Origin of the sequence: Enterococcus sp. 4G2_DIV0659, assembly GCF_002140715.2 — a bacterium.
In the GTDB taxonomy this organism is placed as follows: domain Bacteria; phylum Bacillota; class Bacilli; order Lactobacillales; family Enterococcaceae; genus Enterococcus_L; species Enterococcus_L mansonii.
The window spans coordinates 1721681-1735945 of record NZ_NGLE02000001.1 but is presented as its reverse complement, the minus strand read 5'-3'; the positions used below and the strand labels follow the sequence as shown (position 1 = coordinate 1735945).

Annotated in this window: 12 protein-coding genes; 1 reads left to right on the top strand and 11 read right to left on the bottom strand. The window is 36.1% G+C overall.

What is annotated here, in order from left to right; genetic code table 11:
- The 9 genes from A5880_RS07975 to A5880_RS07935 all read right to left on the bottom strand — a co-directional run bounded on the left by A5880_RS07975 (position 1) and on the right by A5880_RS07935 (position 11712).
- Positions 1-663 carry a hypothetical protein gene (locus A5880_RS07975; protein WP_256924808.1) on the bottom strand — a complete coding sequence of 221 codons (663 nt, stop codon included), beginning with the start codon at positions 661-663 and terminating at the stop codon, positions 1-3.
- Positions 660-3239, bottom strand: coding sequence for a phage tail tip lysozyme (locus tag A5880_RS07970; protein WP_086330447.1), 2580 nt, complete (start codon positions 3237-3239; stop codon positions 660-662). Before A5880_RS07970 ends, A5880_RS07975 begins: the two co-directional genes overlap by 4 nt.
- A gap of 4 nt (positions 3240-3243) precedes the next feature.
- Positions 3244-4026: a hypothetical protein gene (locus A5880_RS07965; RefSeq protein ID WP_086330446.1), complete on the bottom strand. Its 783-nt coding sequence runs from the start codon at positions 4024-4026 to the stop codon at positions 3244-3246.
- A gap of 2 nt (positions 4027-4028) precedes the next feature.
- Positions 4029-4610 carry a hypothetical protein gene (locus tag A5880_RS07960; protein WP_086330445.1) on the bottom strand — a complete coding sequence of 194 codons (582 nt, stop codon included), beginning with the start codon at positions 4608-4610 and terminating at the stop codon, positions 4029-4031.
- 132 nt (positions 4611-4742) lie between these two features.
- Positions 4743-5663: a hypothetical protein gene (locus tag A5880_RS07955; RefSeq protein WP_086330444.1), complete on the bottom strand. Its 921-nt coding sequence runs from the start codon at positions 5661-5663 to the stop codon at positions 4743-4745.
- 26 nt (positions 5664-5689) lie between these two features.
- Complete coding sequence (locus A5880_RS07950; RefSeq protein WP_086330443.1) at positions 5690-6607, bottom strand: hypothetical protein; 918 nt, start codon at positions 6605-6607, stop codon at positions 5690-5692.
- 15 nt (positions 6608-6622) lie between these two features.
- Positions 6623-7705, bottom strand: coding sequence for a hypothetical protein (locus tag A5880_RS07945; protein WP_086330442.1), 1083 nt, complete (start codon positions 7703-7705; stop codon positions 6623-6625).
- 79 nt (positions 7706-7784) lie between these two features.
- Positions 7785-7946, bottom strand: coding sequence for a hypothetical protein (locus A5880_RS07940; protein ID WP_218776218.1), 162 nt, complete (start codon positions 7944-7946; stop codon positions 7785-7787).
- Positions 7947-8097: 151 nt separating this feature from the next.
- A complete protein-coding gene (locus A5880_RS07935; RefSeq protein ID WP_086330441.1) occupies positions 8098-11712 on the bottom strand; it encodes a rhoptry family protein in 3615 nt (1204 codons plus the stop codon).
- Positions 11713-11919: 207 nt separating this feature from the next.
- Here A5880_RS07935 and A5880_RS07930 point away from each other — a divergent pair, with 207 nt between their 5' ends.
- Positions 11920-12660 (top strand): hypothetical protein, encoded by a 741-nt coding sequence (locus A5880_RS07930; protein ID WP_086330440.1) that lies wholly within the window; start codon positions 11920-11922, stop codon positions 12658-12660.
- 258 nt (positions 12661-12918) lie between these two features.
- Here A5880_RS07930 and A5880_RS07925 read toward each other — a convergent pair whose 3' ends face one another.
- Positions 12919-13191: a hypothetical protein gene (locus A5880_RS07925; RefSeq protein ID WP_256924807.1), complete on the bottom strand. Its 273-nt coding sequence runs from the start codon at positions 13189-13191 to the stop codon at positions 12919-12921.
- A gap of 32 nt (positions 13192-13223) precedes the next feature.
- Positions 13224-13781 carry a hypothetical protein gene (locus A5880_RS07920; RefSeq protein WP_086330439.1) on the bottom strand — a complete coding sequence of 186 codons (558 nt, stop codon included), beginning with the start codon at positions 13779-13781 and terminating at the stop codon, positions 13224-13226.
- Positions 13782-14265: the final 484 nt, after the last annotated feature.

Below are 14265 nucleotides of genomic sequence, written 5' to 3'. Positions count from 1 at the left end.
TCACCTATTTACATGAGAGTATTTCAAATAATTAACCAATGTGGCGTTGAATACCCCTGTCCCTTTCAATTCCACTTTCTTATAACCTGGCGTAAGAATAGCTCCTTGTTGCCAATTTGGCATCAATCCAGCTGCTTTAAGAAGATCGTAGTTGGCTAATCCCTTCATAGGAAAGACACCCTCACCATCAATCCACGCTCCATTATATTGAGCTTTCAAATAAGGCGTCACATCAATTCCTTCAATCCAAATTTCAAAATCAGAAACACTGCTCGTAAATAAAGATACGCCAGCATCTAATGAGTGATTATGAGGGGCTGTTGTATGCTTATGCGGATTCGGGGTGATTGTTGTTTGATTCACGTTTAACCCCGTCTCATTGACTTGAACTGAGGTCATCCCAGTTGAGCCATTACCGCCAATCGGCATAGCAAAAGGTTGAATAATAATTTTAAATTCAAATCGTTCATAGTAGATCAAGTCTGGGCTAACAGAGATATAAAAAACAGCAGGATGATTCGTATCACCTTGCCGTGTAAATTCCATGCCATAAATATCAACGACTTGATTTCTTCTTTGAAGTTGATCTTGCTTACTTTCAACTGTTCGATCAGCGATTCGTTCGGCCATTTTATTTAATGCTGAATCATACGTCATTTTCATTGTTGCCCACTCTCCCTGTCTACTTTTAAAAATTTCTCTAGCACAACACTATTTTGTTCAACTCCGTTTTGATCGATGGCGTAATTGATACTCGTTATATAAAACCAATCGTCTAGTTTAAGAATCTTTTTCATGTAGTTGGAACACTCTTCTACTGCCAATAATTGATTGTCATATAGTAAACGGACTTTATCGCCTACATTGATATCATCAGGTAATTCTTCTACCGTCAATTCGATTTGATACGTACGTCTTGATTGTTTCAACTTTTTCACAGCCGCATCATAAGCTGTTTTAGCTGCTTTGGCTCGGTCTTCATCGGTGATTTCTTTTTCGTTTGTATTAAATGGCGCTAAATCATTGAATGAAAATGCCCCTTCAATTACTTTAGCGGATTCCAGTGCTATACTTTCCGTATCAATGACAGAGTATTCAATATTCCCATTGGGTGCTAGTTTTGAAAATTGGATATAATCGTACCCTCGCTCATTATTGATTCCTTTTCTTAAAATCAGAACTGGAAATTTGGGATCTTGGCTTGCTTTATTTTCATAGATCTCTCTTAGACTCATACTGGACATTCCAGAATCTGATTTTTCCCCATAAACGGTAGCAATGTTCACCACATGATCAAAATTATGGTTGATTGTTGGCTCAGCGATGATACGGATGTTTTGTTTGCTACTAGGTTTGGTCGAAAAAATATAGGATTTTTTTTCTCCGAAAGAACCAATTTCTAGAGCACGACCAAAATGAAAGCCTACTCGCCAAAATAAATCTGGGGTCAATTCACAGGTTTTCGTTAAACCTTCTAATTTGTTTTGTCGACTGTATACATAATCGATCACACGCATGGCTGAATCTTGCAGATAATTCACATTCCAGCCTGGATAGCGAAAATCGAGTGTGCTGTAAATATCGTTAATTGTTCGATTTTTAGCCGCTAGATTAGTGGAGATTTGACGGTATTCCCATTCAGAAACTACATGAGCTAACTCAACAGATAATGTTTCATTATCTTTGTCTAGCGTATACCCTGTCACAATACCGTGAAAAACTTTTTGGTTGATATACAACTTGATTTCCTCACGACCTTTGATCCATTCTGTATATTCAATTGGTAACTCGATTTGAGTCGTTGGTACATACATCAGCTCATTGTTCCAGCTAAGTGTGTTTAAGATCTTTGTCCCTCGTTTGATTACCTTGCCATTTTCTAAAATCTCAAAAAAGAATTTAGTATTGCTTTTAGCATACGGATCGATTTCAACATCAAAGGCTTGTTCAAAGATGATGATTTTATCAAAAATTAGTTCGTCGATAGCTGAGCCATTCGTACGTATTCCTTTGATGTAAACAGCTGTTCCATTTGCTACTTTTAGTTTCACGTCAAAACCAGCGTTTTCAACGCCGATTACTTTTGGATAGGCTTCTTTAACATCTGGCCGGTCCATCGGTGCAGCTTTGATACGCCCAAGTTCCTGATCCGTCTCCGCATTGATAAAAGCAATATATTGGTCGCCTTTATCAGAACTAAAGTGCCAACCAGAGGCATGAATTTCTCCATTTTTAATTCCTAAGAAATCCAAAGAGCCAACATTGGTCATGGTTTCAAAGGTCTCTAATTCTCCTAAGTCAGAAGGTAATTTGTTTAAAAAAGTATGCCAACGTTTCGCAGCATCATAACGCCTTTGTAAATGCTCTGTACCTGCTCGTTCAAAGTTTTTGACAAAAGCAAATGTGGCTTGTTCCACATCTGTAGCATTTTTAAATCCTTCTACCGATTTAGGTTCAACTACACCGATCCATTGACCGTTGAACATACACCAATCGATCAAACGAGTCTGCACTTCCACACTTGTATAATTGCCATTAATCCCTGCGTGGCTAAGTAAACGCTGAACATATTCTCGTCCATTATATGTTGGACTACCAACCAAGGGATACGCAGAGCCGTCCCATTGAACAAGTCCATAGGCTGGACCATCTATTTGATCAGTATCAGGGTTCATTGATCCACCTGTCTCAACATCGATATTTCCCAGTAAGCCTGCAATTGAACTCATATTGTAGCCAGATTTATTTAGTAATTGAGCAATTGACCAAGCTCTGCGCTCTTCCTCTGATGTTATTTCTGGTGCTGGAGTAGAACCGCCACTAGAGCCTTTGGGATTACGATAAAACGTAGCTGGCGGATTTCCATTATAGCTACGTCTGGACGCATGATTATCGACTGATATTCCATTTGCAAATAAATTACAATGAATAATACTAGTACTATCAACAAATATTCCAGCGTGACCATCATCGCCGCCAGAAGCTCCTCTTATTCCCCAGATAAACACATCACCTCTTTGAGGGTTACTGACTTGCTGCCAGCCTGCACTTTCTAAGTGCCCAAACAAAGTGTCCGTATTGCCCATCGTACCGACAGAAAAAACACCTGCGGCAATCAAGGCATAGTAAACGGCTGAACTACAGTCATAACTATTTGGACCTAATCTTGCCGGTCTACTATAAGTCACTTTTCCTTTGCGTTGATCCATCCAATTGATTGCTGTTTCATTGCTTGACATCTATTCAGCCTCCTATCTTACTTTGCGCTTTCCATGTTCCGCCTTTACGGATTTGATTGGCACTTTTGTTCGGTTTTCCATCATCGCTAAAAAGTGTTTTAGGAACATCTACCCATTTACCTGACTTGCGAATCTGCCAAAAACCGCCTTTATTGTCCAGTGATTTCCATGTACCATTTTTTCTAATAGCCATTGGACGATAATCATCAATAATATCTGCAAATCGAATGTAGCTATAGGCTAGTGGAAATGTATCATCTCCATAAATCGTTATTTTTAACCACGTAATATCCGTTGCATCAAAGGTATTTTTTGTTACATCGTTGTACCAAGTCCCACCTGAACTATCTTGGGCATGTGAATTGTTCCATCCACCCAATGCATATAAGGGCTGCGTTCCGTAGTATTTCTTTTTTAACGTTTCTGTAAAAGCATGTGTGTACGGTGCACTTTCAGGGTTCTCTGTATTGACGGAAGTTTTAGCAACAATCAGTTGCCAATCGTATTCTGTTGCTAAATTACCAGCATACACATAGGGCGTGTAGTTTCCTGTTGCCGCTGAAGTTCCATAGGCTACCAGAGACAAACGTAATCGGTAGATACTGCCGTTTATATTTTCTGCTGTTACCCCTTTACCATACCCTAGCCCTGCTGGATACCCAGGCGGATTTCCCGGCATTGCATTAAATGCTGCAGCGGTTGGCGCTCCAGCAAGATAAACGTCTCCAGGAACACCAGGATCATGTCCCCAACTACCACGAATTGGTGCATAATTTTTATTCGGCATCCTTATTCACCCTCTTTTAATTCTTGTTTTAGTTCTTCCTTCAATTCTGCTTTCAATTGTTTCAACAAGGCTACATTGATCCCGCCCGCTAAATCGTTTTCTGTAGATTTATTATTCGTTCGGATATAATGAGCACCATCAGGAGAACCACCAAATAAGTTGATATTTCCGCCAGCGATCCCTTTTCCTGGAATAAAGCCGCCTTCAAGACCGCCTTCCCAGACGCCGATTTCTTTTAGTTTCTCAATGATTTTCAATAAAGCATCCAGCATTTTTTCAATCAACTCCCATTGCCCACAATCTGAGCAAATCAACGCTTTATTCATCAGTCGTTGATTATTTAGAAAATCCTGAATAAAGTCTTTAATATCACACATATCCACTGCTGGAAGTTCTTCTCCTAAATAGCCTAATAAGCAATCATTCATATCATTTAAATCTTCACAGTTCTTATGCAAAACAGGTAATTTAGGATTTAATCCTGTATTTTTCTGTAAACTTTTGCATTCCTTATCTGTAATCCCATTCAACACAAATTCTGGGTTGTCTGTTTTTAATTTTTCACACGCTTGGCAATCTGTCATGTTGTTTCATCCTTTCTTTTCTGTCATTCTTTATTCTTTTATAGTCCATTTTTTGATAAAAGTAGTGTATCTAACAAAAAACGCTTCTGCTGTATAAAACAAGCAAAAACGATTTTTTCTTACATACTTAGTTTAGATATATGGAGAAAGCGGTGATTTGTTATTATTGACAAATTGTATTTGAACATTGGCGCGGTCATCAAGCGAACTTGATACACTATCATTAAAGACTTCAAGAAACTGAATCCACCCACTATTGCTTCCTGTAGAAAGTACACCTTTCATACCAATAGTGACTGTTTTATTGATATTGTCTGTAAAACTACTCATGGTATTATGCGTTTTCTGATAAATCAATGCTTCACTATCATCTTTTACATATAAATTAATAACAAATGTATTTACATCACTCACTTGGTTTGAGGTATAACTACATGTGTTGATTGTTACACTTCTAATTTGCCATTTCGCATTCAATCCACTCTCTTGACCCATGCCAAAATGAACTTTACCCGTGACGCGGCCTTTTCCTAAGCGTTGTGTATACGAGCTATTTAACCAATCTGTCCAATTAAATACAAAATTTCCCGTACTTCGATCAATTGATACGCTCATTTCTGGTGTTGAATATTCAATTAAATAACGTGCATTCACTTCCCAGTTTTGAGCCGCTAACGCATCTAATGCTGCCTCTACTTTTGCCATTTTTTTCCATAATTTATTGATTGAGTCTTCTAATTCATGAATCTTCAACCATTGCCCACAGTCGCTACAAACCATCGCTTTATTCATCAATTGTAAATTAGTCATTAATTGATCCATAAATTCTTTCCAATCACATACGCTTTGGTCTGCCAAAGTCTCTTTTAAAGCACCGATTAGACAGTCATTAAGATCATTTAAATCTTCACAATTGGTATGTAGAACATCCAAATTCGGATTTAGTCCTGTGTCTTTTTTCAAGCTATTACACTCTTTTTCTGTAATGCCATTTATGATAAAATTCGCTGCATATTCTTTTAAATTCTCACATGCTGCACAATATTCAGCCATTGTCTTCCTCTCCTTTTCTGAATTACTTAAATATATGGTGGAACGGACGTTAAATGTTTGTTAGTGAAACGTACTTGTCCATCCACGATATTGCTCCGTACTTTCCCTTGATCCTTAAACGTAAAAATCTGCAACCAGCCACTATTCTGTCCTGAAGTTAAGACTCCTTTCAAATTGACAGGAATCGTTTTATTGATTTTATCAGTGAAGCTTTTCATAGTATCATGCGGACGTTCGTACGATACTGTTCCTCCTGTCATTTTTGGTACATAAAACTTGATAATAAACTCCAAGCTTCTAACATTCAGTGAGTTGTAAGAAACAGTATCTAAGGTGACACTTCTAACTTGCCATTTGGCATTCATACCATTTTCCTGAGTCATACCAAAATTAATTCTACCTGTAAGTTTCCCTCTACCCATCGGCTTGGTAATGACAGAACCATTCATGTCCCAATCTGTCCAGTTAAATTCAAAATATCCTGACCGATCAATATGAATCTTTAACTCTGGGACTTCTGCCTGAACGACGCGACGAACATCGACTTCCCATTTTTGAGCAGCTAAAGCGTCTAATGCCGCTTCCACCTTTGCCATTTTTGCCCATAATTTATTGATTGAATCTTCTATTTCATGCAATTTCCCCCATTGTCCGCATTCGCTGCAAATCAATGCTTTTTGGAGAGTATATAGATTGTTTGTTACTTCTTTCATGTACTCTTTCCACTCACAAACACTATAGGCTGGTAATTTGTCTTGTAATGAGCTGAGTAAACAGTCCAGCATATCATTGAGGTCTTCACAATTGGTATGCAACTCTTTTAAATCTGGGTTTAAGCCTGTATCCTTCTGGAGACTTTGACACTCTTTGTTTGTAATCCCATTGGCAACAAAATGCGGTGCATACTCTTTTAAAGCACCACAAGCTGTACAATAATCAGACATTGGTTTCCCTCCTTTTTAAATCGTTAATCTGTCGACTTTGACATACGCACAAGTCATTTCACAACAGTTATTTGTTTCTACGATAAGTCTGTTCGTCCCGTGATGGACTGTAAAGCCAAATGTATTGCCCACAGGTATAACGAGTTGATTGATACTGATTGTCTTTTCTGAACAACATTTATCTTCTAGATAAAAAATCTCGCCACTCGCAGTCAATGTCAACTTCCCGTTATATTCACCTAATATTTGCATCGTATTGCCGTTTAAGGTAACCACAGGATCTTTCATTGCTCCAATCAAGGTAATCGTGACCTTATCACTGTCTAGAATCGTATCGCTATAGAATTGACCTGCGATAATATCTTTACATGGCTCTGCTTTACAAATTTTATGTCCAAGCATTTTTTCTTCAGACCAAATCTTTTTCCCTGCCTCGCAGTTATAGATGATCTGATAGGTATCACCACATTGGCTATAAAAAGCACTGGTAATTTCTTTTTTCAGCTCGCAAAGCGAGTTCTCTCCATTTAGAAACTCACATTCACAGACACATTTTGGACATGGTTCATGGTTCGTTTGACTGCAAGAAATACAACAATCCTGACACTCGTCAACTTCCTGAAAGTCTAAACATTCCATAAAATTGCAAGCTGCATATGGTTTTAGAAAAACTTTTTTGGTATCTGCTTTGTGCCAGACTCCTTCGTATAACACAAAATCAATATCAAAATTAACGACATGTCGTTCCATTGAATAAGACTCGCTGAAATCCTTAATAAAAGCATTTGTCCATAATAGCTGTTCGCCTTCAATAGCCCATAACTTACCTGCTTTGACAAGATTCATGTATACGTAGTCTTTATAAAATTTCTTTTGATCACAGCTCAATTTCCTTGTATCGAGTTTTAATGTCATGCTTAGCGATTGCTCCATAGAAAACTGCTGCTTGGCTTTAAAATTAGCGTAACTTCCATGACCGAAGCTATATTCTGTTGTACCTGTTTTAAACCCGCCGCTTAGATCCGCTGATTGCAACATTTCGTAGTTGTCGATCACAAGATCGTTGAATTGGATGTATTTTCTGTTTAATATCGTCATGGTTTTCTCCTTTCTTTTGGGTTGGTTGGGTAGATAAAAAAGAACAAGAACAGCTAAAAAGCTGTTCTTGTTCTTTTTGTTAATTATTATTGTTGTAATACCACTGAGCGAATTCTAAGATTTCTTTATCAGAATAATCTAGGCTTTTCAGGACTTCTGCTAGTGCTGCTATATCAGTGTTGAAAAGAGAATGTTCTACCATTCTGCCTTTACTTACTTCATATGATAAATCATCTTTCATTTCTCCATCAATATTTCCTTTTAACTTAAGATCGACATCTGAAACTTCATTTGTTTGACCGTTAATTGTAAATATCATTTCAAAAAGGAAGAAATTATTTTTAGTTATTATACTTATAACCAACAGATAAACAGTTTCATCATTTAAAAGCTTATCTTAAATAACGACTTGCTCGTTTCATAATATAATCAGCATTTCCACCAACTACATTTTGTGTCACTCTATTAGCATTATTTGTTGTATGGTTAATGTTATTGACAACAGTTGAAACAGCCGGAATAAGCATTGACTGAGTATTAAATCTACCTGTCAACGCGCTAAATGCTCCACGAACATCAAGATTGTTTACTTTATTCATAAAATCAAGACCAAAGGTACTAACAGCTGCTCTGCGCTGAACAAATTCTCCTGGTGTTAGCATGGCTGGTACAGTATCTGTACCTTTCTTTTTGAAAATGCTGGATAAACCACTTAATGAACGATTACCAGCTACTTCACCTCCAGTTGCATAATTGCCTGTTTTTTGGGCTTTATTAATAGCCGATCTAACTGGATTAGAAGAATTATCAATTATGCTTTGAATCTTATCAACTTGATTTTGGACTGCTGTACTAATTCCTTCAATTTTAATTGCAAAACTATCTACAAAAGATTGTCCTAGCAAAGTTCCGAAAGATGTAAATACCGAGTTATATTCACTAAGATTTGCAACTTGCGTATCAATACTAGAAAACAAATTCTGTATCGCATTATTGAATGCGCCTTTCAAAGACATTCCCCAGAGTGTACCAATCATCAAAAAGTTTACAAACTTATTATTTAACGATTGAATTAAAGTAGTAATTTGTCTCAAAATAGAAGCGGATACTTCCATTGTATTAAAACCTTCGATAATTTGCTGCCCATAACTAGCTCCAATAAGAAGAAATTGTCCTTCCAATTTTTTTAAATCTGCCATCAATTTGGCAAACGATTCAATTAATAATTTAATTTGATCAACCCCATCTGTTGTACTTTCGAGGTCGCCAATTCGTTTTACAGCTTCTGTAACATCTGTAATTGTTGTATTAACAGCTGTAAAATCTATATTTTCTGCAGCAGTATTAATATCTCCAAATATATCTATGATTTGTATAAAAACTTCTACTGCTTTCTTGATTTCAATTAGTTCTTCTGCCTTCAACATATTTTCAAAACTAGTTTTAAGACCGTCTGGTCCTAAATTTTTGATAATATTATTGAGCCTAGTAATTCGATCATTAATCATAATGTCCTCTAATTTGTCTTTTACCAGATTATTCAATGATTCCATCACAGGTATCATTGCATCCACAGAATTCTTTATATCAATCCAATCTTCTGCCTTCAACATCTTAGAAAAGAAATCTAATAGTTTATCTTGACCCATTTTTTCAATTGCGCTGTTAATATAATCAATATTTTGGTCAATTTTCTTTCTATTTAATGTAATTTCTTGTAAAATTTCCAAACTTTTTGCAATCTCTACAATTTTCTCCATACTTGAGACTGCTAGCATTAATTTTGCCTCATCAAATGTTCCTGAAAAAATACTACCAATCTTCTCAAAAAAGTTCTTACCTTCACCTAATAGCTTAACTACATCTTGAATGTCCTCAATTTTTTTCTTAACAACTTCATAAGAAAATTTAGTTTTTTGAGTATTTTCTAAGCTTTTTGCAATTTCAGCAATCCTATTCATTGAACTACTTACAAACCATAAATCTCCTGCTGTGATAGCATCATCCAATAGATCTTGCCAAGTCGACTTGTTTAAATGGCTTAAAACTTTCTGAATTTCTAAGATCACTTTTCCAACAGACTCAAAATCAATGTCTTTAGCTGCTTCATTTAGAATCTTTAACTTATCTGTCGTTTTTTTAAGAACTTCAATAGTCGCTGTAATAACATAGGTATCGGCTAATTCAAAAATACTTTCCCAAAGTTGATCCCAGTCAGCTCCATCAAAAAGCCTTAAGACCTCTTGAAGTTTCTTAATTTTCTCCGATATAGAGGCTAAAGCTCCTTCATCTAAAGCTTGCTTATCAAAATCTGATAGTAATCTGCTAATTTCTTTTAATTGATCTATCATTTTTGTCAATACCCAATTATCAGCTGCTTCTAAGCCATGGCCAAACAGTTCAGCCCAGGATCCTCCTTTAAAAACACTTAACACTTCTTGAATTTTTTCTAATTTTTTCTTAGCAGCTTCAGTATCTAAAGGAATTTCTTCTAAAGCAGATAGATGAGTAGCTATTTCAAGCATTTGACCAACCATTTCAGATAAAACTATTGTATCTCCCGCTTCTTTAAAATGCTCATAAATTTGCTGAAATTCTACTCCCTTGAATATCTCTAATATTTCTTGAATTTTTTTTAAGTTGCTTTCAACAACTTTATCATCAAATGAAACCTCTTGTAACTTAGAAAAATCTTCACCTATAGAAACAAAATTAGAAACAGTGTTAGCTAAACCTGCTGTATCAAAGGCTTTAAACTTGCTATTTAAAGCTTGAATCAGGTTACTGCCTTTAATAGTTTCCAATACTTCTTGAATACTTTGGATTTTCTTTTTAATCACTACAGATTGGATCTTAAATTTACTAAGATTTTCAAAATCTTTTGCTATATCTATGAATATCTTAATCGTTTTTGATACAGATCCTGTACTCAGAGAACCAAAAATATTTTTAACAAGTGTAATAGGATTACCTAAAGTACTGAATTCTTTAATAACTTCAGCAATAACTTTTATCTTCTGTTTTACCTTATTAAAATTTGTCGGAACCTTTTTATCAAGCTGACTGATAGCCTCTGCAACGTGCATAAGTTCAGAAGCAACCAAATAAACCGTAACTAGACCTGAACCAGCAATCAATGCACCTACACCTGTTGCAACTAGTGCACCTACTACGCCTACTATTAAACTCATACCACCAATAGCTATTCCAATACTAAGCATCTTAGCTGTAACTTTCCCAAGATTTCCGGGAACTTTATTATTGATTTGTTTCAAGGCTTCAGCAGATTTTATCAATAATTCTGTTATTCCCCACACTACACCAAGACCTGCAAGAGCTGCGAGTGGATTTTTCTCAGAAAGTTTCCCAGCAACAATCACAAGAAGACCCATTCCACTTATAGCCACACCCATATTTAGTAACTTAGGTACTAATTTTCCTAAATCTGATGGGACTTTGGCATCGATTTGCTTCAGTGATTCTGCAGCTTCGCCCAATAGCTTAGTAATTCCTCCCACTGTTTCTAGTCCTGCACTTGTTGCTTCTGAGTTCTTCTCCGCTAGCTTACCGACAATTCCTACAACACCTCCCATTCCAGCTATGGCTACCCCCATATTAAAAAGTTTTGGAGTCAATTTATCTAAGTTTGATGGAACTTTACTATTAATCTCTTCCATCACTTTCGCTCCTTCACCTAGTAGCTGAACAACTTCACTAACCGTATTAATTCCAGTACCTATTATGCCTGGACCGCCCCCTACTATTTCTGGAACTTTATCGCTTATATTTTTAAGTGCATCAGCCCCATTTTGGATAGATTTTGCGGTATTTCCTATACCACTGTAACCTCTTGCCTGATCTAATACTTTTTCAATCTTCTCAAAATTGGGTTGAAATTTGGTTTTGTTAAATTTTACTTGTTTAATTTTAGAATAAACCTTAGAAAATTGTTTTTCAATCTCTTCAGCATTACTATTTATACTTATCCCTATTTTTTTTATTGCCACTTTTTCCGCCTCCTTTCTAAGTTTATCAAGCAGAATGTAAATAATGTTTCTTCCTGCTAATTAAAGTGCCCTTGAAAAAAATTATACTAATTATTTAAAGTTCCATCGTCTAATTTTAGAATTACAATTAAAAAATACTATAGTTTATGTTATAATATGTTTTACTTATTATATAAATATCACAACATGGACCAAGGAGTGTTTCTATTGAAAAAATTGGTTTTACTGGTAATTCCTATTGTTTTAATGTCAGCCTGCAATAATTCTCAAAATTCTATTTCCTCTACTGATCAGTCTGCCACTAGCAATTCTAAAGTTAAAAAAACTGAAAAAAATACCTCTAAAACACTAACTGGTGATTTTATTGTTGGAAAAGACAGTGAAATTCTTCCAGGTGTTTATGATTTAACAGCTATCGATGACGGATTTGGCACAGTTAGCGTTAAAACAGAGAACGGTGAAAAAATGCCTTTTCGTCGCTACATGGCTTCCCCTAAAGGGCAAGATAAAGTAACAAAAATCTATCCAGATGATGGTAAGCCTGATATCTACAGCGAAACCGTTCAAGGTGTTCTATTACATGAAGGAGATGAGGTACATATTCGTAAGGTATCCATCAAATTTACAAAATCGACATCCTCTGATACTACTAAAGTATTAACAGGTGACTTTATTATCAAAGAAAATGGTGACTTAGCTCCTGGCATATATAACCTGAAAGCTGTCGATGATGGATTTGGTACTGTTAGTGTTAGAACATCTAACGGCGACAAAATACCTTTTCGACAATATATGGCTTCTACAAAAGGAAAAGAACGAGTAACCAAAGTTTATCCAGATGATGGTAAACCTGACATTTATAGTGAAACAGCTCAAGGAGTGACATTACACGAGGGTGATGAAGTTCATGTACGTGATGTCTCTGTTGAATTTACCACCGCTGATTAAAGTTACATTGTAAACGTCAAAGAAATAGCTGCCTAGTAAGCAGCTATTTCTTCGTTATCGATATCCATATGTAAATCTTCACTCTTAGAATTAACCTTTTGCCATTTCCTTAACTATTCTTTCGATACTACCATCTTACAACAGAAATATCGTCTAAAAATTCGGATATCGTTCATGTCCTGTTTAATCGCCATACTCTTTATTATCACAAACAAAAAAGAGACTCTGTCAGAGTCCCTGTTATTCCATAAAAAACAACTAATCCGCCAAATCATCATTCGTATAAAACAAGACCGCATACTCTTTCGGTTTTTTAACCTTACGTTTCGTCTCGTTCCCAAGCGATTTCCATTCCAGAAAATTACTATAACTTTCTTCATTCGCATATTGCCCATAAGCTACCAATAATTCAGCAACGCCCCAACCATCTAAAATCAGATTCGGACGCTGCTTTAATACTTTCGCTACATAATGCGCCATATACGTATAAATATTCAAATTAGCAAAAAATGTTTCTGATTCTTTTTCCACCGAAGTCTCATTTTCACAAGCTTGTCTGTAGATTAACCGAAAAAAACATCTGCTTCATTAAAGACTTCTGGATGATTTTCCATGATTTTGTTTAGGTTTTCGATGACAGAGAATGGCAGCATATACTCGCCCATCTGATCATCAATCCCTAAGAACGTTGCAACTAAATTATAGATTGCCAAGTGAATATCGTCACCAGCACTCACAAAAACAGATAATAGCTCTTCTTTGCTAAATTCTTCCATATCACCATTTTCTTTCAACTTATTGAAAAACGGGATAATTTTCATGATTGCATCAACAATTCTTAAATCTGAACGTGGAGTAATCGTTACATCTTCAAACGCAACGCTGAAAACATAATAAGAACCCACTTCTTTTGCACCTTCTGGCTTTTGCTCAAAATGAGATTGAGGGACACGGAATCTCACACTGTAATCAGCTTTTTTTACTTCCGTTTTATTGGCATCACCAATCACAGAAACCTCTTGATCCTTTACCACCGCAAAAGGTGTATCATTTTCATTTGTTTTTTTCAAATTATTGCTGATCGCTAAAAAATCAGCGGCTTTCATGCCTTTTTCTGTCATCACTGTTCCTCCTAATTTTAAAAGCTGAACAGGCTCATTAGTCTCGACTGAAAAATAGAAAAACATGACTGAGGCGTTCTTTGACTCATTCAGGTTTTATCTTTTTTCCGAGAGACTAGCCTGTGAAGCTAGATAATTTTAAAAGCTGAAAGAGCTCGTTCAGCACCGACTGAAAAATAGGAAAATATGATTGAGGCGCTTTTTGACTCACTCATATTTTATCTTTTTTCCGAGGTGCTAGCTCTTGAAGCTAGATAGTGTTAAAAGCTGAAAGAGCTCGTTCAGCCTTGACTGGAAAATAGGAAAATATGAGGGTGACGCTTTTGGTCACAATCAGATTTTCTCTTTTTCCCGAAAGGCTAGCTCTTGAAGCTAGATAATTTTAAAAGCTGAAAGAGCTCATTCAGCACCGACTGAAAAATAGGAAAATATGAGGGTGACGCTTTTGGTCACAATCAGATTTTCTCTTTTTCCCGAAAGGCTA